Origin of the sequence: Psychrobacillus sp. FJAT-21963 (genome assembly GCF_001420585.1) — a bacterium.
Classification (GTDB): domain Bacteria; phylum Bacillota; class Bacilli; order Bacillales_A; family Planococcaceae; genus Psychrobacillus.
The window spans coordinates 445,004-469,568 of sequence record NZ_LJIY01000001.1 but is presented as its reverse complement, the minus strand read 5'-3'; the positions used below and the strand labels follow the sequence as shown (position 1 = coordinate 469,568).

Sequence of the window (24,565 nt, the reverse complement as noted above, 5' to 3'; positions counted from 1 at the left end):
TTACTGCCTCCCCATTGTTGGTGGTATTTCGTTTTCATCAACTAATGCTTCAATCACGATTGGTTTGTTTGTTTCTTCGATTCTATGTAATGCTTCTTTAATTCGATCAGTTAATTCATATGGATTATAACAAGTATATGCTTCCAGTCCCATCGATTCGGCAAATCGAGCGACATTGAGCGGAGTCTCGTATACACCACCGATAGATGTGCCGATCATTTTTTGCATCCCTTTTTCCACCATATCCAATCGTCCATTATTCAAAACGATGAACAAGACAGGGGAGTTATAATTGTACGCCGTGGAAAGCTCTGTACCGTGCATGAACATACATCCATCCCCAACTAAGCATACAATTGTTTCATTTGGGGCTGCTAGTTTCGCACCGATGGAATAGCCAATTCCATTGCCCATTGCACCGAATATGTCATCAAAGAAGAAAGTCCCAGGCTTGTATATATCAAAGTATTTGATACCGTAAAAAGAGTGGCTTCCATCATCTCCGAAAATAATCGCTTCATCTGGAAGCGCATAACGCATCGCCCGTAATACTTGGACTGCTGACATTCGCTCTCCTGGATTATTATCTTCAAGTGGACTTAACTCGATTGGTGCTATAAATGCTTCGCTGTCGGTTTTCGGTATATCTTTTAAAATAGCCGTTAGATTTGCTTTTATATCTCCTAGAACTGGAGTAGTTGGTACTTGGATTGATTTCCCGATAAAGGTTGGGTCATAATCGAAGTGAATAATATGCTCTGGATACATCGCTTCCGATAATCCAGCGATGGACATATCACTTAGCTTTGATCCGATGACTAACAGTAGGTCAACATTCTCTTTTAAGTATGCGGTTGCTTCGTCGGTACCCCCCAATCCGAATGCACCTAATGAAAGCGTATGATTGGAAGGAAAAACTCCTTTTCCTCCTGGTGTGGTAATGACAGGGATGTTCCAATGTTCTGCAAGATGCTGAACTTCTTCATAGGCTTTACTCGAATGAACGCCCTTTCCTAGGAATAGAAGGGGACGTTTGGCCACATTCAGTTTGTCGATTACTTCACTCGTTTTAGGTGAAATCATTTCATAGGATACTGGTAACTCTAGTTGGAACGGTTCAATCTCTTCTAATAAAATATCAAACGGGATAGACAGATGTACAGGTCCTTTTACACCCGATAGAGCTTTTTCCAGTGCATGCTGCAGGAACGGCTTTAGCATATCGCCTCGTTCTACCCGTGCACTAAACTTCGTAACAGATCTAAACATATCTACAAGATCAGCACCAAATAGGCTAGAGTCCTGTCCCATTGCTTTTCCAGTATCTTTCATCGAAGGGTGTCCAGTGATGATTAATAGTGGTAGATTAGAAGCTTTTGCCTGGCCGGCAGCTGTAAGCAGGTTAGTCCCACCAGGTCCAGATGTACCAACTGCGACCCCGATTTTCTGATTCATCAAGGCATAGCCGGAAGCTTCAAACCCTGCGGCTGCTTCGTGTTTACTTAATACAAATTCCATTTCATGGTGTAATATCTCGAATAATATAGGGGATACAGCCTTTCCTGGAATGCCAAAAATATGATGAATTCCCCAATGTTTAAAATTTGCTACTAATACAGATGAAGTAGTTTTCATGCTGTCATTCTCTCCCTATGATTAATGTTGTTCTATATAAATCTTCTCAATTTCGTCCGCGGAAAGTGGTTTGCTAAAGAAATAACCTTGTGAGATATCACACTGATGAGTTTTCAGAAAATCAAGCTGTTCTTTTGTTTCCACACCTTCTGCGATTACCTCTTTATGAAGGTTATGTGCTAATGAGATAATTGCTTTTACAATGATGGCATCCTTCTCATTGTTCATTAATTCACTCACAAAGGATTTGTCGATCTTAATATAATCAATTGGAAAATTTTTAAGATAATTGAACGAGCTATAGCCTGTTCCAAAATCATCAATACTGATGCCAATACCGAGAGCTTTTAGTTGTTCCAATACTTGAATGGAGTAGTCGTACTCCATCGCCATATATTCGGTTATTTCCACGACTACATATGCTGGATCGATACCTGTACGTTTCAATACATTTTCCATATATGGTATCAGATTTCCGGTAAGAAATTGCTGCGTGGATAGGTTAACGGACATTTTCACAGGTGTCATTCCAGCATCATGCCATTTTTTGTTTTGAGTACAGGCCTCATCGATGACCCACTCTCCAATTTGAGTAATCAATCCGTTTTCTTCTGCTAGTTTTATAAATTTACCTGGAGGTATCAGACCTAACGTAGGATGCTGCCAACGAATTAGCGCTTCAAATCCAACCAATTTACCGGTGTCGTTATTAATCTGGGGCTGATAATAGAGAACAAACTCATTATTCTCCAATGCTCTTCTTAAATCTACCTCGAGCATGTATTCGTCCATCATTGCATCTAATAATTCGGAGGTATGAACGACATAGCGATTTTTCCCTTGAGATTTTGCCTGGTACATCGCATTATCGGCATAAACCATGAGCTGTTCCATTGTAATTGGATGGTTGGGATAAATCGCAACCCCGATACTCGCTGTCGTATGTAATTCTTTTCCGCTGACATGAAAAGGTTGCAGCAACAGTTGGAGTATCTCTTCCGCTTTTTTCGTGACATAATCCGGATCATCAAAATCTTTCAGTAGGAAAATAAATTCATCGCCACCCATTCGAGCGAGCATATCCTTTTCCCCAAGACAACCACTCAAACGTTTACTTACCTCGATCAAGAGTTTATCCCCGTATGAATGATTAAAGTTATCATTAATGATTTTAAAACGATCCAGGTCTATAAATAAAAGGGCTAAAGTTCTATTGCGACCAGCATTTAATTCCTTAATAATGGATTCTATTTCCTTATTAATATATCGTCTGTTTGGTAGATTTGTTAAATCATCATGATAGGCTAAGTAGTTATACTTCTCCTGCAGTATGTAACGATCTGAGATGTCCCTAAACTGACCAAAGGCTCCAATCATATTGTCTTCTTCATATATGGGCTGTGCATCGAACAGGCAGACAATGAGGTTGCCCGCGTCATCTTTAAATTTTATTTCTTCATTTTTAAATATCTTTTTCTGTTCAAGCACTTCTTTAAAATATTCACCCGTTAGATCAGATTCAAGAATATTTCTTCCGACTACCGAATCTCTACTAATATTCGAAATTTTTTGGGCAAAGCTATTAAACTCGGTAGTGATCCCTTTCTCATCTGTAATAACAATTCCGTTTCTTGTTCTACTTAACATAATCTGATTCATAATATTAAGCTTCTTATTTTGTTTTCTTAATAATAATTCTCTTTCGATTGAGTCAACTGCCTGGGTTAGCATCGTTAAGAAAAGTTCATTCTGAAACTGGATAGGCATCATGATACATACACTACCAAGCAAGTTATTTTCATCGGTATAGTGAAATGCAGTCCCATAACAAGCAATGTCATGAAGAAACGTATGATAATGTTGTTCTCCAATAATACTGATCGGATGCTTTTGTTGCAACGATAGACTAATAACATTCGTACCTGTATCTTCTTGGGTGAATAGACTGCCAGACTTGATACCGAATTGTTCAATGGTAGACTTTATCGTTTCATCTCCTTCAATTTCAAGAAGGTAACCAGTTGCATCCGAAACAACAACAAGTATCGGAGTACCTTTTAAGGAATCCAGTAGCTTATTCGAGAAAAAACTCACAACTGACAGTATTTCGCTATAATATTTTCTCTTCTGTTCAAACTCTACTTCGCTTAAAAAGGTCTTTGGTCTTGATACCACATTCGGATCCATCCCGGCCTCTATACACTTTCTCTTAGATTCTGTAATGTAGTTCGGTTCCGTCGTTTTCATGTTTTCCTCCTTAAACCTTTATATATAATTTATACCCTTAGTCTAAAAGAGTTGATATTTTTTATAGTAAAAAGGAATTCGTTTCCGCTCTGGTTAATTTAATACAAAATGACCGATAGAAAGAATTCCCAATGGTACTAACTTTACCGCAAAACATTGTTAAATTCAATGTCAGAGGAAACGAGTAGAAGGTTCTCCTGTCCCCTGACATCTATGGCCAGAATTCAATAAGAATCTGGAAGTTTAAAGGATTTCATCAGTTGTGTTTCAAATAACTAATAGTGTAGTCTATGAAAAAAGAATCTCATTTTTGGTATAATTTTGATGTTAAGAGAGGACTATTGCTTCGAAAATGGCAGAGGCAATTACTAGATGCTTATACTGATTATAGAGGAAGAAATCTCTAAATTAACTAGATTGATGCAAGAATGCTAAGGAACCAGTTATTGTGATGATTATCGGGGAGTTAAATGCAGGGAAACAACTTTTATTAATGCCTTCTTTGTGAGAATCTTGACAATTCTGCAGTTGGAAGTAGGGGGAGCAGCACCAGTTCACAGATTGAATGCTAAAAGCCGTCGAAATTGTATCTTCGACGGCTCTATTTTTGAATAGAAGATGACTGTTTATTAGTTAAAATTGTCTTTGTACTTCTATAATTTTGTAGCTTCCATTGTCTGTTTTTAGCAATGTAATTGTGTACGTATGATCATCTACGAGGCCATCATATTTTTTGTGTTCACTGATTTTCACAAGATTGGATATGCCTTTTTTATTGTCTTTATCTACAGTTGGAGCTTGGTAGTGGGTGATAGATGTTTTATCCGTCCATGTTAAATTACTCACTACAAAGTAATTAGAGTTAATGTTATCCGTGTTTTGTGGGAAATAATAATGTGTTTCACCGTCAATATCTTTTTTCAACATACTGTTAGAAATAAATCGTGATGTAAACTCTTCAGCGAAATGAGGGCTGAAAAGTGTCAGAATCTCTTGTTTTGTATGGTAGCCACTTGTCGTGCTTTCTTGTTTTGCTGCAGCTTCTTGGAAAAGTTTTTGAAAGGATAAGATTTCAAGCTTTCTCTTAGAAGGTGTTTCGTATTTGATCTTCGCATTTTTTTGTACAAAGCTTCCCGCACCTACACCATATAATCCATTTAAATTAGATTTGTAGCTGTAGACTCGGTATTCGTCGCCTTTTTTCAACGTACGAACAGTTGTAAGGGTACCATCAGATGCAAGTTTAACTAAAGGGGTATCTTGTAAAACCGTTACTTTACCAATTTGTCCAATCTTTAATTCTGTTTTGCCCCACATTATTTTTGAAGGCGTAGCTGCACTTGCTGAACCAACAGATGCAATAGACAATGAAACTAATAGGACTGTTAATGCGACGATTTTTAATAAATTTTTCACTATAGATCTCTCCTTTACGTTTAGTAAGTGAGCAACTATCATAACATGCTATTTTGGTAAATTATAGATTAAAAGGAACTAAAAAGTATGGCAGAGGGGGTGTCTAATGGGGGAGAGAAAGTATTGATATATATATAGTAGAGTATTGGCCAAAGAGTTTCAAAGGAATACTAACTTAGTAGAATTCTGCTGTTTGTCGTGTTCAAGTGTTTTTGCTGTTTATTTTAAAAGGTATATGAAGATGTTTGTCGAATCTTGCATGAGAGAATATAAAATTGCACAAGTTCTGATGTGGTAGATTGATTAGGATTTATCCAGCCTTGAAAGCAGCAAGGATGAATCCGAGTAAAGCTTTGAGGTTTGAATAATCAAGCAATGACAATGAGCGAATTCTATATTGAAAATTAGAAAGTAATAAGCAGTCCAAGTAAATATTTTCAGCTGCTAATCTTTTAGTATCATTCAATTGCAAAGTATCTTTTTGAAATTAATAAAATCAAAGCTATGCTCAAATAACGATGGGTTAAATGAAGCAAGATTTGCTATTATCTACATAGTAATTTTAGAAAATCCAAATATGAGGTGATTTGTTTGGAAATGAAATACTTAGGGCTAGAAATCAGTAAACTTAGAGCTGAATTGGGAATGTCTCAAAAGGAGCTTGCAAAAGATATTTGTACTCAGTCTACAATTAGTCGAATTGAGGCAGGTGAAGTTTATCCTGCAATAGATACTTTATTAAAGATTGCATTAAAGCTACAGGTCCCTGTTGAATATTTAATTGAAATGCTATTTTATAAGAACGTATTAGAATGTGAAAGATTAATAAAAAATATTGAGTTTCACTTAAAAGAGCATGACTATAAAAAGATAATTTCAATTATAAATAAAAATAAAATATCCTCGGACAATATTTGGTTAAATTTTTATTTAGATTATCTTTTACAAACAGCTCATTATAATTTAAAAATGATTTCTCCAGAAGAATGTATCACCAATTTGAAGAATATTTTAATTTCATCCAATCAAACTACCATCCAGTTCCGTTTTTTGCATATAAAAATTAACAATACGATTGCCATCGTATATGCAGAAAACGGTGAAGCTAACAAAAGCTTATATTACTATAATAAAATCCTTAAGGAACATATTCATAAAAATTATAATGATTATAAGATTTATGAAACGCTTATTACAGTACTATATAACAAGTTAAAGTACTGTATGACATAAATAATATTGAAGAAGCACTTGATACTGCTAATCAAGGAATAAGCAAATCCAAAGAAACAGGTATTATCTCCTTAGCAGGACAATTCTTATATTATAAAGGGCAATGCTTAGAAAAAATGGATTTTCCCTTTAAAGAAATAAAAGAAGTATACACGCAAGCTCTGTCTTTATTTNTATTATATTTTATAAAGGCAAACATACTTTATATAGTATTTTGTACTCCACAAAAATGAGGTTATTGCATGAATGGAACTAATATTCCACCTAATCTAGTTTTTTGGGAGAATCATGACCAAGTTATAAGTTCAATTAATGAGTTGGCGGAAGAAATACGAAATAATTCATCCATTCTAATCGTCACAGGGTTTGGAGAATTATATTATGCCACTAAGATGTATTACGAAGGATTAAAAGCCTATTTCAACTCGGATGCAAATATTCCAGAGATTATTTTTGCTGGGGAACATAGGAGTGGACTTTATATAAATCAATTGATCCAGTACATTGCATACAAAGACGTATACATTTATGTTTATATCCAATTCAGGTTCTGTAAACGGACCACCCAGTGCCTATAGACTATTACGGGCTTACATGGAACGACGCTATAGGTATGAATCGACTTCCCGAGTCATTGTTACTACTGATGGCCATGATGATGCCTACAAGGTTCTGGCGACAGAGAGGGAAAACCGTACATTCGTGATTCCAAGGATAAAGAAACCTTTGGAGATTTCTCCCGTAGGATTGTTACCGCTAGCAGTTGCTGGATGTGATGTGGAAGCATTGCAAAAAATGTGTGAAGAGGTAGCATTAAAATTATTAAAAGGTAATCATGAACTCAGCATTGAAAATCTTTATAAAGCAACTAAAGAAATTTTATCTGCACAAAAATAAACTTCATCTATTTAAAATGCGGCTCTTATCTCAAAGGATAAGAGCTCTTTGCTAATCTTTTATAAAGGGATTATATAAATGAAAAAACTCTTTTCTTACTTAGCCGTACTTTTATGGATGGCTTTAATATTCTTTTTTTCACATCAACCTGCTTCAAATTCTAACGAATTGAGCGAAGGTATAACGGAAGTCATTGTAACGACCGTTGAAAAAGTTGCTTCAAGTTATGATTTCATCAGTGGAAATTGGAATCATCTAGTTCGAAAGAATGCTCACTTCTTCATTTACTTAATGCTAGGTGTGTTAGTAATGAATTCCTTGAAATTTAGTGGATTGACTGGATATAAGAAAATTGGGGTTGCTTTGGTTATTTGTGTTTTTTATGCGATATCGGATGAAGTACATCAGTTATTTGTGTCTGGCAGAGGGGCTCAAGTGATAGATGTATTAATTGATAGTTATGGAGCAAGTGTAGGGATTGGTATAGATTTTGCTATTGGAGCATTGAAAAGGAGAAAAGCTAACGGTAGAAGGATATAATCCTTCTTATTGTAATTGGCATCCAATGTAGTTCTTCTGAGGTATAAAAAGGATAATTATATACGTAATTTGAGTTTGATCATCTAGCTTTTCGCCTGTGCGAAAAGCTTTTTTTGTTCACTCTGGCATAGAGCTTATTGTTGCTTGTGATTAGTACTATGTTTTCATAGTATATTTTGATTCCTAAACACATTTGATGGAGTTTGGTTTCTAGGAATATCTAATTATTTTATCTTGTTTGTCATGGTAGAGAGGACTAGCACATACAATAGGGCAGCATGTAAATATGCGTATGAGGTTCGATTTCTTAAAATATTTTAATAGGGAGGATCGGTCTTTAAGAACTATTGATTTATTGAAAGTAAAATGTGAAAAGGGGGAAATATAGTGAAGAAAAAAATGATTAATAGATTATTTAGTGCATTTATGGTACTAGCTATGATTTTCACGATGTTAGCTCCAATGAATGCCTTTGCAAACACTGACACAAAGCAGCTGTTTAAACAAAATGTACAGAGCGAAAGTAATTTACAATTAAAAGCTGCAATTGCGGAACAATTAAGTTTGTTGGATGGTGGACCAAAATTACACAAAGATTTACAAAACCTCTCTGGTAATCAGGAAGTTGCAGTTATTATTCATTTATCCGAAAAACCGGTCGCTCTAGAAAAGGGAATGAGCGAGCTAAAAGGCCAAAAATTCTCAAATGCACGAGCAAATTCAGTAAGAGCAAATGTACAAGCGCAACAATCATCGGTGAAAAAGGAAATTAGCAAAAAGAATATTTCCCTCAAACAAGGTTATACATTTGATACAGTTTTGAACGGGATAGCGGCAGAGGTAAAAGCTGAAGACCTGCCTAAACTTCTTACAATCCCAGGTGTTACGCTAGTAGAACCTGACGCGATTGTTTATGCAATGGAAAGTCCGAAAAAAACGGTAACACCTCAATCATCTGATCTTATAAAAGACGATAAAGTTGAAGCAAAGATGAATACGAGTATTTCATTTCTAGGAATTGAAAAGCTTTGGAACGAGGGATTTGAAGGACAAGGTATTAAAGTTGCTGTACTAGATACAGGAATTGATGGAGACCATCCAGAGTTTGCTGGTATTTATAAAGGTGGAAAGAACTTTATCCCGAATTCATCTGACTATACAAGAACACGGTCGGCTGATGACGCATCGGAAACTTCTCCTGTAGAACGTCCTGCAGGAACACCAGAATTTAATGCTAGAGGAAGTGCGTTCTATACATCTCACGGTACGCATGTTGCTGGTACTATCGCAGCAATTGGTGCAAATCAATACGGCATTAAAGGGATTGCACCTAAAGTGGACCTTTACGCTTATCGTGTGCTTGGAGCTTATGGAAGTGGGTCTAATTCTGGAATCGTAAAAGCAATTGACACAGCTGTAATTGAAGGAATGGATGTTATTAACCTATCACTTGGTGGGGAGAATAACTCTGAAACGGATAGCGGATCTTTCGCAATCAATAACGCTATGATGGCTGGGACAATCGCAGTTGTAGCAACAGGTAACTCAGGTCCAAACAGAGGAACAATAGGAACTCCATCTACAGCCCGTTTAGGTATTGCAGTTGGTAACACAACGAACCCAGAAACAATGTACAACGGAGAAGTGTATGTTAAGGTTGGTCAATATAACCTTACTAAGCAATTACAGTTGATGGGAACTACCTTTGGGAAAGATCTAGCAACACAACTTCAAGGGGAATTTGACTTAGTTGCTGTTCCTGGAAATGGTGAAGCAAAGGATTATCAAGGAATCGATGTAAACGGAAAGGTTGCGCTGATCTCTCGTGGTAGCATTGCATTTGTAGATAAAATTGCACATGCGAAAGCAAACGGAGCAGTTGCAACTATTATCCATAACTTTGCTGGTGGTACGAATGCACCGAATGCATCTGGAACATTTTTAGGTGACTCATTTGCATTCCTTCCAACTTTTGATATGTCCCAAACAGATGGGGATGCAATTCGAGCTGCATTAGCAAATGGAACAGGAAAAGTTACATTCGGTAAATTTGGCTCTGCTAATACAACTGGTGACGAAGTAAACGACTCAAGTTCCCGTGGACCAACTACTCCTAACTTCGATATCAAGCCAGATGTAAGTGCACCTGGTACAAATATTATGTCTACTATTCCAATGTACAAAGCAGATTTCCCAGATGCTGTTTATAATGAAGCATATGATCGCAAAACGGGAACTTCGATGGCTACTCCACACATCGCGGGAATTGCAGCTCTTGTAAAACAAGCGAATCCTAATTGGAATGCATTCGATGTAAAAGTAGCACTTTCTAATACAGCTAAAGTGCTCAATACAGCAAAATACGATGTATTTGCTCAAGGTGCTGGCCGTGTAAATGCTTATGCAGCTGCTCGCCCGAATGCACTTGCTTATGCTTTAGACACAGCTGTTTTAGATGCAAGTGGAGCAATAGTTGAAAACTTGAAGGGTACTGTAACATTTGGTCCGCAATCTCTTAAGGAAAGTAATATCTCTGTTACGAAACAAATTCTTGTGAAAGATATAAAGGGACAGGGTGGAAATTATAATGTAACGGTTGATACTACAAAAACTTTCGGTGATGCAAAACTAACTGTTGATAAACCAACATTCACGTTGGCAGGGGAGCAATTATTAAATGTTACATTGACTGCTTCCAAAGCGACAGCACCAAATGGTTCTGAAATTCTAGGCTATATCCATATTAACGGTGGCGGATCAGAGGTTTCATTGCCATTCGCAGCAGATTTTGGTGGAGTGGCTGCTACTGAAATTAGAAATATGGCTATTACAGGAACAGACCTGTCCTTTAATGGAGATGGTGTGAAAGACAGTGCTGTACTTTCATTCACATTAACAGGAGATGTAGCAACTAACTATATCGAAATTTGGGATATCATGAATCCTGAAGGTGGGGAATACGGAGATGGCTATATTGGCTACTTGCATGCAGGTTCTTCACTTGGAAAAGGTTCTTATACACTAAATGTGGCAGGGCAATATAAGCCATGGGGCAGTGCGCCTGCAACTACTATTCCAGATGGATTATATACAATTGACTTCACTGCACAGGCAGCTACAGGAGTAATTGGGGACTATGTTGGACCAGTTGTTGTGAAAACAACGAAACCTGCAATTACAGGCTCTGTGAAAGACGGAGTAGCAACAGGGCAAGTGACTGACAAATATATTGAGTATAATGAGGAACTATATTTGTATGATTTACAATTTGATTTGAATGAAAAACTAAATGCTTCTTATATTGCGACTGTTAATGGCCAACCAGCTAATGCAGTGGATTTTGATTTACAACAAGATGGATCATTTACGTTCCCAATAACAGCGGAGACAGATTCTATTAAAGTTGTTGTTAAAGATGCAGCAGGCAATGTAGGGGAAGCTTTGATTTATGAAAAAGATGAAGTGGAACCAGTAGTCACACTAGCTGTAAATCCATCTGAACTTAACTTAGAAGTAGGAAAAACAACGCAACTTGCAGTTACGGAAACTACTACACCTGCTGAAGGTGATCCAACAGTCAAAGATGTAACCACATTAGCAACATACGTTGTGGCAGATGAAAGTGTAGCAACAGTTACTAACGGGGTAGTGTCTGCAGTAGCTAAAGGATCCACAACGATTACTGTTTCTTATGGTGAAAATCAAGTTGCTGTTAAAGTTACGGTTACAGAAACTGTAGTGGTGGAACCGATAGTGACATTAACTTCAAATACAACAAGAATTGAGTTGAAACCTTCAGAAGAGGTTCAACTAACTATTAAAGAAGTAACAACAACGGCAGATGGCGTAGTAACAGAAAAAGATGTTACTAAATTAGCGACATATGAAGTTGAGGGTAAAAATGCAGCTTCCGTAACGGATGGTGGTTTAGTTAAAGCAAAAGGAGCAGGTAAATCAACCACTATTACAGTTAAATACGGTGGGAAAGAAGTATTAATTGAGGTAGTGGTGGTTAACCCTGGTAAAGGGAATAAGTAATTGAGTGAAATGAGCAGCCGATTTTACATCTTCGGCTGCATTTTTGTTCTTTGGAAAAATATTATTTTATTTTCCCGCAATTTCTAAATTGAAAAATCCGTTAATTGTTGCTAGAGTAATATCATTTTTATCCTCATCCATTAGTTGAAATTTGTCGAATCTTGCATCCATCAATCTCTGACATTGCATAGTACAGCAGTTGCTATAATATTAAACTCCTGTTGTTATAAATTATGTTATAAACCTTTAATTTCAATATTTAACGAAGTGTAAAATAATTTTATATATGACTCTATATACATGTGGATTGCATATTTTTTTAAATAGGTTGTATTGGGTAGACGATGGAAAGGGTAGTATGAATTATACATAGATATACTAGAGTAAGGAGGATGAAAATGAAGATTCGAATGGAATGGACATATAAAACACCGAAGGGAGCAGAAACAATCTTTCGCACTGATGAAATGCCAGCTGCACAGGCTCTTATGCTAGCAGAAGATATGGAGCGAACTGGTCGTACGAAAAGTTTGGTGTTTCTAGATAATTTTGATAGTAGTTGGACAATCAAAGAGTTGAAAAAATATCTAAAGGGAATTGAAACAGAGCCGCATAATGTGACTGTCTATTTCGACGGTGGATATGATCGGGAATCGAGTAGGGCTGGGTTAGGCTGTGTTATTTATTATGAGAAGAGTGGTAAATCGTACAGATTACGACGGAATGCTCCTGTTGTGGGGCTCACTTCGAATAACGAGGCGGAATATGCGGCACTTCATTTGGGATTACAGGAGCTGGAGAATTTGAATGTTCACCATTTACCTGTGAGGTTCATTGGAGATTCTCAGGTAGTAATTAATCATCTGAGCGAGGAATGGCCTGTTGTCGAAAAAGATTTGTCCAGCTGGGCAGACAAAATTGAGAAAAAAATCAAAGACATCGGTATTCAACCGGAGTATGAATTGGTTCAACGAAAAGCGAATGCAGAAGCCGATCGGTTGGCTACGCAGGCTTTGAATGGCATTGAAATAATTGCTACGAGTGAAGTGATAGGAGATAAGTGATTTATTGCTTGAAGTAAAACAAAGCAAAGCGTCCTTTTTGTAAAGGACGCTTGTTTGTTTAGGAAGTTATTGTTGTTGATGGTTAAATAAAAAACTAATGGTTAATTTTACCTAATAATTTTATCATTTCGATAGACGAAATAATTAGTCCTTCGTGTCTCTAAAGATACAGGATGAAAATCTATTTACATTACTAACTATTCAAATATTCAAAATATATTTACTATTTAATAATCTTTTGATAATCTATAAACGAAAATAGATAAATAGAAGGAGTGAATGTGATTGAAGAAGAAAATAGTTAGTGCAATTGGAATATTAGGTTTGTGTACAAGTTTGGCTCTCCCTACCTATGCGGCTGAAAAGGTGGATTCAGAAACACATCATCATGAGTTTTCAATTTCTGGTTTTATTAGTCACAGTGAACTGAAAAAAAGTTTATATCAGATGGAAGCTTCCAGTAAAGGGCTTTTAGAGGTTGATGTTGCTGGTCAATCTCATAAAGGACTAGATATATACACTGTGAAGGTTGGAACTGGAGATAAGGTAATTCTTATTCAAAGTGAAATTCATGGAAACGAGAAAACTGGAACGGTAGCAATTTTGAATCTACTCAAAAATCTTTCCGCCAATTCCAAGGAAGCAAAACAAATAAGAGATGAAGTCACACTTGTTTTTATGCCGATGATGAACCCAGATGCATCTGAAGCCGATAAGCGTCGAAACAGCATGACATGGGCAGAGGTAGTAGAGGACTTTCCACAGCTAGCGAGCGCTAAACCTTCTTGGAACTACCTAGATCGAGGGATTAGCCAAAGCTATAACTATGGCGAAAATCCTGGGTTTGATGTAAATAGGGATTTCAATCCTGATCTCAATTATGTTCCAACAGCTCAAGATTTCCCTGGGGCATCCAATAAGCCTGGATGGTTTATCACACCTGAATCTCAAACTTCACGTGATGTATACAAGGCATTGAAATCGGAATATGGAAACGTAGATGTCTTCATAGATCTTCACCATCAAGGCATGTATTATGTGGATGGTACTTCCGATGAAGTGACACTATCGTTATCCGCACAGTTTGTTCCAGATCCGAATACACCAGAAGGGGCGAAATATGCTCAATTTGCCGATAACTATAACTATGACTTTTCAAGACAATTGAACGTTGCTGCATATAATGAACTTCAATCCTATGGAAACTCAAAGTTTAAGAACATATCACTCTATTCCCAAGGACTTGATCTTCCGGGCACAGCACTTGGAAGTTATGCACTAAATGGAAGTGGAACGGTGCTGTTTGAGGTGAGAGGGCAGACACAAATGATGGGACAGAAAGAAAAAGGACAACTTGTGAAATCGGTTGAACGTGGCCTTGACGCAATTATTAAAGGGGTTGCAGATGGAACCGTTGAAAACTTGAACCCGGCAGACTATGAGAAGATTCCACTTACTTCATCTAAACCGACGAATTAAACTAGAAATATATACAAGAACCGCCTCCATATCAAAATGATATGGAGGCGGTTCTATTGTGCTTTGGTTATAGCTGGTTTTTGAGTTTGACAGAATTCGCAAGATTAACTTCAATTATCGCAAATTAAAGTGTCCTAATCACAATAAAATCAATAATATCGCAAGATATTCTCTAAAATCGCAAGTTACATACCGATGAGACTTCATTTATTTCTTGCTCTGCATCATTTCTCTTAATTTTCTCAGCATCCGTTCACGTCTTTTTTTAATTCCAGGAATGGTTATTCCAGCTCTTGTTGCTGCTTGTTGGAGGGAGATACCTTCGACGAAAATCCAAAGAATTAATGCGCGTTCGTTTGTTGTAAGCTGTTCAAGTGCAAGACTTAGATCCTCATTTTGTATACTTCTTTCTAATACATGTTCTAAAAGAAAGGAAAGTTTTTCATCTTCCATTGGATTTATTGTTTCCTCCACATGTTTTTCTTTCTTTAATTCGTCCAGGATGGATCCATAAATGCAGCGGTATGCATAAGGTGCAAATTCTCCTTTAGCTTCATCAAATTTTACCCATGCTTTCCATAAGGCGATTCTGCTTGCTTGTTTGTATAAATCATGATTTTTGTAAATGTTTAATTTTCGGATGCAGGATGAAATCATGGGCTCATATTGTGTTAATATTTTTTCGAACGAGTTCAATGGGTTTTCCTTTGGAGTCGTGCACGATTCGTTTATTCCTAGGTAGCCTTAGCATAGATGTGATTGGTATTCTTATCTAATCGTTTATAAGAGCGTTTGTTAAAGATAAACTATACGTTTTCCTTATTTAAACGAATTGTTTTATATTGGAAGAAATACCTAATAACTATTAATAATTCAAACAATTACATATATTCAGTATAATTAGACTATACAAGTAAATGGATATTTGGTAGGATGTTGCTATAGGAGGAAAAGGAGGATATTATTGAAAAAATGTTTTTTAATTGATAAAAACACGTTAATGCTTAAATCAGTATTTACTGGAGTTCACAAATCTAAAATCATAAAGACGTCTGGAGTCTATTATTCACCATTGTCCGTTCAACAACTATTGGCAAATGCTTGTATTCCATATGCATCTACTTTAGAAGGGCGAATCCAAGCGATTAAAAGGATGATGAATTATTTTGTGAAGACACCTCTTCTCATTGATCCGAATGGGATAGCTGCTTTCCCAACGATTTCCTATAAAAACCTGGAGTGTGTTTGGATCTTTAATCATCATTTTGAAGTTGAATCTCTTGGAAAAGGGAAATCTAAAGTGACCTTTAGTAATGGCGAAGCTTATATCGTTCATGTATCTAAAAATGTATTATTAAAACAAAAGCAGAGGCTTCACGCCACGATCGACACCTACCGCACGATCCATCGTGATTAAAAATACATAGGACATGATCCTATTAAAAAGAATTGTCACGATACATTTCACATAAACATCTACCACTAAAAATTGTCTCCTATATTAAATGAGAATGTTGAAGTGTTATAGATAGAGATTTGAAAAGAAATAGAAGGACGTGCGACTAGAAGATACTAACTTCGGTCGCTTTTTTGTTTTTGTATTATAAAGAAAATATAGAGAAAGGAGTTATATGACAAAGATGTTACTGGTGCCTGGCACCAGTAACATCTTTGTCATATGGAGAACGGAGAACTATAAAAATAATGCGAATATAGGTTCGATGGCTCTTTATTTCTTTTGTTAGCATAGTGTAAAGTGATAATTGAATTATTAACTAAAGGAGAATTACTAGCATGACAGGAAACACACACATCGTAGGCGGTATTGCAGCAAGTCTTGCTTTTGCACAAATCTCCCATTATGATCCGGTTATTTTGTTGGGGGCAGGTGTCGTTGGCGCACTGATCCCTGATATTTGCCATGGAGGGAGCACAATCGGTCGGAAGCTTCCAATCGTTTCAAAGGTTATCAATACAATCTTTGGGCATCGATCTTTTACGCATAGTTTGTTATTTTTAATTCTAATAGGGGTTTTATTAACAACATTCATGAAAAACGAGTCGGTGACAGCAGGGATATTAGTTGGAATGGTTAGTCATTATATTTTGGATATGGCAACTAAAAATGGGATCAAGCTATTGTTTCCTTTGAAAGTAACAATTCGTTTCCCACTTACGACTAGAACCGGTGGAAAGATAGAGTATCTAGTTTTTGCTGCATTATCTCTACTATCTGTCTATTTTGGTTATGAAGCGTTTGTAAATAATTACTAATAATGAAAAGTGCTATTCTACTGTTGAAAATCCAGTAGAGTAGCACTTTTTTTGTGCTAAAAATCCTATAAAATTTCCTTAGTTTATACAATTTCAAAGATTGGTTTACTAATTTTTAACAATATTAAGATTGTACTTAATATTTAATTTAACTATCTTTAAGAAGTTCTGTACTATTTTAAATTTCTATGAATAAGATTTACAAATACCAGTAGGAGGGAAACTATGAAAAAAAATACGATTAAAAAGTCTGTAATAGCTACAGTTCTTGCTACATCCCTATTAACTTCTACAAACGTTGGCTATGCAAATAGCACGTTACAAGAATTGGTGGACCAGGCAAGAAAAGATATGAAAGAGGCTGCTTATGCTTACGTAGTACCATCTCAGAATGGGAAGATTCCTACAAGTGAAGAACTGTATCAAGCATTGAATACAGCTAAAGAGAATTATCAAAAAGCTAAAAATGCAGTTGTAAAGTCTAAGGATAAAAATAAGGATGCTTTATTAAAAGATTTAAATGATTTATATAATGAAAGAATTACAAAAGGAATTATTCCTTACATTGATGCTTACAATTACGTGGACAAGTATCTGAATCCCATAATGGATGAAATTAAGAAGGCAGAGTCAGAAAAAGATTGGGCGAAAGTAGAAAAACTATATCATAAGTTATCTGTTCAGTTGAAAAGTCGCACAGTAATTCTATATCGCTTCTCTGGAAAAGCTGCTAGAGATCTATTGCTAGAACAATATAAAGAACCTGCAAATTTAAAGCGTGATCAGCTCATGGTTCCTGTAACTATCTATATGAAAGTACAAGAAGCAGAAAAATTATTAGCTGATGGAAAACAAGCCGAAGCTACAAAGGTTTTAGAATCTATTAGAGCACTACAAGATAGATTGCCATCAACTAGTAATCTACCAATTGTTAAAGAGTTATTAGAGAAAGTGGAAGAAGTCGCAAAAAAAGCTGGAGAAGAAATTAAACCTACTCCTCCTACTGGAAACAATGGCGGAAGTAATAATGGTGGAGGCAATAATGGCGGTGGAAACAACGGTTCTAACTTTGAATTGTCATTAATGCATACTAATGATACCCACGCAAAAGTGGAAACTGCTACAAAACGAATTACAGCGATAAAAGAATTTCGTAAGCAGAAACCGAATGCACTTCTTATAGATGCAGGAGATGTTTTCTCCGGAACACTTTATTTTAACGAGTATAAGGGTCAAGCAGATTTAGAGTTTATGAATCTCGCAGGCTATGACTTGATGACATTTGGTAACCATGAGTTCGATCTTGGTTCTACACCAGAAGGACATCAAGCATTAGCAGAATTCATTAAAGGAGCTGAGTTCTCATTTGTTAGTACAAATGCAGATTTTTCAGCAGATGATAAATTCAAAGGATTGTTCAGTGATTTGATATCAAGTAAGCCTGAAGATGGAAAAATTTACAATGGAATTGTTAAAGAAATAAAAGGGCAAAAAGTTGGTTTCTTCGGTTTAACTACTGCTGAAACAAAAGGTCTTTCAAGCCCTGGAAAAGTAACTTTTACAGACTATATTGAAGAGGCAGAAAAAGCTGTTAAAGCATTTGAAAAAATGGGAGTGAACAAAATTGTAGCTGTGACTCATATCGGATACGATGACAATCCTGAAGTGGATAATGATCTATCATTGGCTGCTCATGTTAATGGAATTGATGTCATTATTGGTGGACATAGTCATACAAAATTGGCTGCTCCAGTTGTTGTAGATAAAGATGAGAAGGGTGCTGCGAAAGACAAAACAATTATTGTTCAAGCGTCTTCTCAAGGGGATTTCTTAGGAACGCTTAATGTGGAATTTGATAATAAAGGTAAAATTATTAGTCAAAATGGAAAACTGATTGAGGTCGGAAAATTAGCAGAGGACCCAGAGGCTAAAACAATCCTTGGAAAGTACAAACCACAAGTAGATAAAGTAGCTAAAACTGAAATTGGTGTATCGACAGATAAAGTTTTAGAAAATCCGCGTACAAATGGGGATAATACAAAACCAAGTGTACGCAAAAATGAAACTGTTTTAGGAAACCTTATTGCAGATGGTATGTTGGCAAAAGCTAAATCACTTAATCCTGAAGTAATAATGGCATTCCAAAACGGTGGGGGAATTCGCTCAGAAATTGGTGCAGGTCCAATTACGGTTGGTGAAGTAATAATAGTACTGCCTTTTGGTAATACATTATCAACTATGCAGATTACAGGTGCTGAATTAAAAGAAGCATTTGAAACTAGTTTTGGTGTATATCCATTAGAAAATGGTGGCTTCTTACATGTAGCAGGAGCAAAAGTAGAATTCGATTCATCTAAGTCAAAAGGACAACGTGTTGTGTCGATTTCTTATGAAAAAAGTAAAGGTGAATATGTTGAAATTCAAGATAATGAAACTTACACAGTTGCAACTAACTACTTTACAGCACAAGGTGGAGACAATTACACAGTTTTCAAAAAACTCTACGATGCTGGTAAAGTAAATGACCTTGGCCTTTCCGATTGGGAAAACTTTAGAGATCATTTGAAATCCTTAGATAAAATACCTACTGAAACTGAAGGACGAATTGTAGATGTTGCTGGTCAAGTTAAAGAACCGATTGCTGCTGAAGATTTCTCTGGAACAGTAGAAACACCAAAAGTTTATGAAGGTGACGTTACCGTAATTGTTACAGATGCCGAGAAACTAGAAAATGCAATCATAAATGGCAATTTAATATTAATTGGTACTCCAAAAGAAACATTATCTATTTCAAACGTAAAGGTTACTGGAAATGTAGACCTCTCAGGGATAGAAGGAATAAACTTTGACTTAGAAGATTTAACAGTAGACGGGGAAATGATTCTATAGATTCGGCTTTCCAAATGGATTACAAAAATCGCTAATATAAAAGGAGAATTATATAGATGAGGAAAAGTACTTGGAAAAAACCCTTAAATGCTTTTTTATCTGCTAGTTTAATAGCAGGTCTAGTCTTACCAGCGTTTCCATCAACTACTATTGCTGCAACAAATGCTACAGATTTAATTATTTCGGAGTATATTGAGGGAAGTAGTTTTAATAAAGCGATTGAAATTTATAACGGCACAGGTACATCTATTAACTTAAGCGATTATTCACTCGAGCTTTATTCAAATGGTGCTTCGGCAGCTACCGCTACATTAAAATTATCAGGTGCATTGGAAAATGAGAAGACATATGTTTTATATCACAAAGATGCAAATAGTGATATTAAAAGCAAAGGAAATTTAGAAAATATTAGCGTTATAAATTTTAGTGGTGATGATGCTCTTGTATTAAGAAAATCAGGTGAAGTTGTCGATTCCTTTGGCCAAGTTGGACAAAGAAGCAATTTTGGATCAGATATTACATTAGTTCGAAATAGTAACATTACAAATGGCGATAAAATAATAAATGATTCCTTTTCTGCATCGGCTGAATGGGCGTCACTTCCAAAAGATGATTCTTCGAATTTAGGTTCTCACACAATGGATAACGGTGGAACAACTCCGGACGAAAACAAAGTAGAAGCAGTTACACCATCAATTCCAGCTTCTAGTGTTGCAACAGGTACTGAAATTACATTATCTACAAAAACCGAGGGAGCTGTTATCCACTATACCACTGATGGAACAGAGCCTACTACTTCAAGTAATGAATATGAGTCTCCAATTGTCATCGATAAAAACATGACAATTAAAGCTATTGCGGTAAAAGAGGGATTTGAAAATAGTCCAATAGCAGAATTTGCTTATACTGTGATTGGCGAATCAAACATTCTTTCAATTGCAGATGCTCGCTCAGCTACATTAGGTTCAGAAGTATCAATTAAGGGAATTGTAGCTGCTAATTTGAAAAATTCTATTTCTGTACAAGATGCTACAGGAGGAATTGCTGTACGTCCTACAAGTCTTACAATAAAAGCAGGTGAAGAAGTAACTCTTTCTGGTACATTAGCAGAATTTCGTGGGTTGCTGCAATTAGAAAGTGCAACAGTAGTTGAAAACAAAGGTAATGTTGGCGTACCAGCACCAAAAGTTGTAACAGGTGCAGATGTGAAAGAAGAAAACGAATCACTTCTAGTTCAAGCAAAAAATGTTACATTAACTGCTGTAGATTCTAATAATAACTATACTGCTACCGATGGAACTGTAAATTTTGTTATTCGTGATGAAAGAGGAGATTTAGGATTAAAAGTTGGAAATACGTATGAATCAATTATAGGAATCGTGCAGCAATTTGATACAGCATATCAAATTATTCCTCGTTCGATTCAAGATATTATAGTAGACAGTTCCACATTAAAACCAGCGATTGCCACTCCAGGAAGTGGGACATTTATTGGTGGAACTACTGTAACTTTATCAACTTCTACTGCTAATGCAGAAATTTATTACACATTGGATGGCACTGAACCAACAGTTGCTAGTACTAAATATGTTAATCCAATTGAAATTAAAGAAAACAAAATACTGAAGGCAATTGTGAAAGGGCAAGATGGTACTTTAAGTGAGGTTTCAACATTTAACTATACTGTTACTGGTAAATTGGAAATCCACGATATTCAAGGAGAAGGGCATACTTCCGAATTTGATGATCAAACAGTTGAGGGAATTGAGGGAATCGTAACCTATTCATTTAAATTAGGAAATGCAAATTATTATACGGTTCAAACTCCTGATGAATTTGCAGATAATAATCCAAACACTTCTGAAGCAATTATACTTTACAGTGGAAATAATGCTTGGCCAATTCAAGCAGGAGATTTGGTATCTGTTACTGGTAAGGTTGATGAATACGCTTATGATGGTTATGCGGATCGTCAACAAACTGATTTGAAAACTACGCAAATCAACGTTCGTAATGATCAAGGTGGTAAAGTTGTAGTGAAACAAAGTGGTTTAGCATTACCAACTCCAATCATTATCGATAAGGCAAAAATGTCATTAGAGAAAATTGATAGTGATAATCTTTCCGTTTTCAATCCAACTGTTGATGCAATTGATTTCTGGGAAAGCATTGAAGGAATGCGAGTAGAAGTAGGTAATGTGAAAGCTGTTGCACCTCAAGAGCATGGCGACTTGATTACCGTACTGGAAAATGCTCCAACAAATTCACTTCATGGCGGAGTATTGTATGAAGAGGGGAACCAAAATCCAAATCGCATACAATTCCGATTAGAACCAAATGGACCTGGTCGTGATTTTGAAGTAGCAACTGGCGATAAATTTAAAGGGAAAATTACGGGGATTGTTGGTTATTCATTCCAAAACTTTAAAATCTATGTTTCTTTAGACGAAATGAAAAAAGCTCATACAAAAGGTACCTCAACACCTGAAAGAACTATTATTGAAAAAGAGGAAGATAAGTTAACAATTGCTTCTTATAACTTAGAAAATTTCTCGAATAACACGAGCGAAACATCTAATGACAAAGCGAATAAACTAGCAAGAGCCTTTGCTCACGATATGAAAAATCCTGATATTATTGGTGTAACGGAAGTTCAAGATAATAACGGGGAGGGTTCTGGTGACTCAAAAGCAAATCAAAGCTATGAAAGATTAATAGCTGCTATTAAAGCTGCTGGCGGTGTTGATTACAAGTATGTAAACATCGACCCAGTCAACAATCAAGACGGTGGAGCACCAAATGCAAATATTCGTGTTGGGTTCCTTTACAATCCGGAGCGTGTAAAACTTACTGAAGGTATTTCTGCGGGAACTGCTACTATTGCGGTTGGTTACGAAAATGGTAAGTTAACGCATAATCCAGGTCGTATTGATCCTACTAATGAGGCTTTCACAAGCAGTCGTAAACCTTTAGCGGCTCAATTTGACTTCAAAGGTGAGAGTGTAATCGTTATTGCTAACCACTGGAACTCTAAATCTGGCGATACACCTTTATTTGGAGCAATTCAACCACCAGTTTACGATAGTGAAATACAACGTCATAAAATTGCAAATGTCGTTTATAACTTTGTAGAAGATATTAAAACTAAAAATCCAGATGCAAATATTGTTTCGCTAGGTGACTTTAACGATTACCAATTCTCAGAAACCCTTAAAATTCATGAAGGTGCATTAATGACGAATATGATTAATAAAGTGGATACTTCTGATCGCTACACGTATTTGTATCAAGGTAACTCACAAGTATTAGATCATATTTTAGTTACGAAGAATTTAGAAAATAAAACTAAAATTGATATTCTTCATATTAATGCAGACTTTACTGATATGGCTGGACGTGCCAGTGACCATGATCCAGTTATGGTACAAATTGATTTATTAGCTGATGACGAAGTTGTAACTCCAATTACAGCTGAAAAAACATATAATTTTAAGAAGCTTCATACAAAAAAATTAACTATCGGTAAACCAAGTGTGTCCATAGCATTGGATGGCGATTCACAAATTATAGATGGTGTATTTTTTAATGGTGCAACTTATGCAGAATTTACAGGAGTTGGGTTTGAAAATACAACTGTAACATTAAAGCCTTCTCAAGCTGGAGCTATCGTTGATTTTAAAGGAACGAAAGTGCAAAAAGTCATTATAGATGGTAAAAACGTTAAGGAAATCCGTGGAGCAGAAAATATCCAAGAAATAGAATATTTAAACGAAGCAAGTGCAGAGACAGTTTCATACACAAATACAAAAGGGGAACCCATTGTGGTTCCTTCTTTGCCTAGTGAAAACAATGCACCAATTGTAAAAAAAACTATTCCTAACTCTACTATGAAAACTGGAGAAACTTTATCCATTTTATTAACGAATCATTTCTCGGATCCAGAAAATGAAGAACTTACTTATACTTCTACTAAAGGAACAATAGAAAATAATACGTTAAAACTAAATCTTGCTGAAGGAAGCCACATTGTAGGGGTTACTGCAAGTGATGGGAAAAATACTACTACATTGAGCTTTACAGTAACATTTAAAACGGATTCACAAGGAGAAACACCACTTGATATATATTATAAAGATGCATTCGGTAAAGAAGGGCTATCTTTAAAAGCAGCACTTCATGAGATTATAGATGACCATACTCAAATATCTTATGATAAAGCATGGGAAGCACTTCGTGAAACTGACGAGGATCCTCAAAATCCAAACAATGTCATTTTGTTTTATTCCGGAATCTCACGTTCTAAAAATAGTAATGGTGGTAACGTTGGTCAATGGAACCGAGAACATACTTGGGCCCAATCACACGGAGGTTTTGGAACAAGTATGGGTCCAGGAACGGATATCCACCATTTACGCCCAACTGACGTACAAGTGAATAGTTCTAGAGGAAACTTAGATTTTGATAATGGTGGAAGCCCTGTTAGTGGTTGTAACGGATGTTATAAGGATTCAAATTCATTCGAACCACCAGATCGAGTAAAAGGTGACGTTGCGCGTATTCTATTCTATATGGCGACACGTTATGAACAAGGCGATAAAGTGGACCTAGAGTTAAACGATAAGGTAGATAATGGAAGTATTCCGTTTCATGGCAAGCTATCCGTTTTATTAGAGTGGAATGAGTTAGATCCAGTAGATGAATTCGAGAGAAATAGAAACAATGTCATTGAAAAATGGCAAGGTAACCGTAATCCGTTCATTGATCACCCAGAATGGGCTAACCTCATCTGGAAAAAATCAGTATCCACCAACACTCAAAAAGCTTCCTAACAATATAAAGATTTGATTAAATGT

14 protein-coding genes and 1 pseudogene are annotated in these 24,565 nt (G+C 36.2%); 11 read left to right on the top strand and 4 right to left on the bottom strand.

Annotation, left to right across the window (positions count from 1 at the left end):
• From AN959_RS02110 to AN959_RS02100, 3 genes are all read right to left on the bottom strand, one after another.
• Positions 1 to 1,635 (bottom strand): thiamine pyrophosphate-binding protein, encoded by a 1,635-nt coding sequence (locus AN959_RS02110; protein WP_056827892.1) that lies wholly within the window; start codon positions 1,633 to 1,635, stop codon positions 1 to 3.
• A 21-nt stretch (positions 1,636 to 1,656) separates the two neighbouring features.
• Entirely contained in the window at positions 1,657 to 3,882 is a 2,226-nt protein-coding gene (locus AN959_RS02105) for an EAL domain-containing protein (protein ID WP_056827890.1), read from the bottom strand.
• Between the two features lie 633 nt (positions 3,883 to 4,515).
• Positions 4,516 to 5,298: a hypothetical protein gene (locus AN959_RS02100; protein ID WP_056827888.1), complete on the bottom strand. Its 783-nt coding sequence runs from the start codon at positions 5,296 to 5,298 to the stop codon at positions 4,516 to 4,518.
• Between the two features lie 597 nt (positions 5,299 to 5,895).
• Here AN959_RS02100 and AN959_RS02095 point away from each other — a divergent pair.
• The 7 genes and pseudogenes from AN959_RS02095 to AN959_RS02070 form a co-directional block, all read left to right on the top strand.
• Positions 5,896 to 6,704, top strand: a pseudogene (locus tag AN959_RS02095) (helix-turn-helix domain-containing protein); the annotation flags it as partial.
• Positions 6,705 to 6,773: 69 nt separating this feature from the next.
• Entirely contained in the window at positions 6,774 to 7,109 is a 336-nt protein-coding gene (locus tag AN959_RS02090) for a hypothetical protein (protein ID WP_056827884.1), read from the top strand.
• A gap of 16 nt (positions 7,110 to 7,125) precedes the next feature.
• Positions 7,126 to 7,428 (top strand): hypothetical protein, encoded by a 303-nt coding sequence (locus tag AN959_RS20890; RefSeq protein ID WP_156350709.1) that lies wholly within the window; start codon positions 7,126 to 7,128, stop codon positions 7,426 to 7,428.
• A gap of 78 nt (positions 7,429 to 7,506) precedes the next feature.
• A complete protein-coding gene (locus tag AN959_RS02085) occupies positions 7,507 to 7,968 on the top strand; it encodes a VanZ family protein (RefSeq protein ID WP_056827882.1) in 462 nt (153 codons plus the stop codon).
• A gap of 438 nt (positions 7,969 to 8,406) precedes the next feature.
• On the top strand, positions 8,407 to 12,006 hold the full coding sequence (locus tag AN959_RS02080) for a S8 family serine peptidase (protein ID WP_082460808.1): 3,600 nt from the start codon (positions 8,407 to 8,409) through the stop codon (positions 12,004 to 12,006).
• A 398-nt stretch (positions 12,007 to 12,404) separates the two neighbouring features.
• Positions 12,405 to 13,070, top strand: a complete 666-nt coding sequence (locus tag AN959_RS02075; RefSeq protein WP_056827877.1) for a ribonuclease H family protein — start codon at positions 12,405 to 12,407, stop codon at positions 13,068 to 13,070.
• A gap of 285 nt (positions 13,071 to 13,355) precedes the next feature.
• Positions 13,356 to 14,549 carry a M14 family zinc carboxypeptidase gene (locus AN959_RS02070; RefSeq protein ID WP_056827875.1) on the top strand — a complete coding sequence of 398 codons (1,194 nt, stop codon included), beginning with the start codon at positions 13,356 to 13,358 and terminating at the stop codon, positions 14,547 to 14,549.
• 207 nt (positions 14,550 to 14,756) lie between these two features.
• On the opposite strand, the gene AN959_RS02065 is transcribed toward AN959_RS02070, so the two are convergent.
• Positions 14,757 to 15,245: a sigma-70 family RNA polymerase sigma factor gene (locus tag AN959_RS02065; RefSeq protein ID WP_056827872.1), complete on the bottom strand. Its 489-nt coding sequence runs from the start codon at positions 15,243 to 15,245 to the stop codon at positions 14,757 to 14,759.
• A gap of 268 nt (positions 15,246 to 15,513) precedes the next feature.
• Here AN959_RS02065 and AN959_RS02060 point away from each other — a divergent pair, with 268 nt between their 5' ends.
• From AN959_RS02060 to AN959_RS02045, 4 genes are all read left to right on the top strand, one after another.
• Complete coding sequence (locus AN959_RS02060) at positions 15,514 to 15,966, top strand: competence protein ComK (RefSeq protein ID WP_082460723.1); 453 nt, start codon at positions 15,514 to 15,516, stop codon at positions 15,964 to 15,966.
• A gap of 377 nt (positions 15,967 to 16,343) precedes the next feature.
• A complete protein-coding gene (locus AN959_RS02055; RefSeq protein WP_056827870.1) occupies positions 16,344 to 16,823 on the top strand; it encodes a metal-dependent hydrolase in 480 nt (159 codons plus the stop codon).
• A 225-nt stretch (positions 16,824 to 17,048) separates the two neighbouring features.
• Positions 17,049 to 19,712: a 5'-nucleotidase C-terminal domain-containing protein gene (locus AN959_RS02050; RefSeq protein WP_172794291.1), complete on the top strand. Its 2,664-nt coding sequence runs from the start codon at positions 17,049 to 17,051 to the stop codon at positions 19,710 to 19,712.
• 56 nt (positions 19,713 to 19,768) lie between these two features.
• Positions 19,769 to 24,541: an endonuclease gene (locus AN959_RS02045; protein WP_056827869.1), complete on the top strand. Its 4,773-nt coding sequence runs from the start codon at positions 19,769 to 19,771 to the stop codon at positions 24,539 to 24,541.
• Positions 24,542 to 24,565 lie beyond the last annotated feature (24 nt).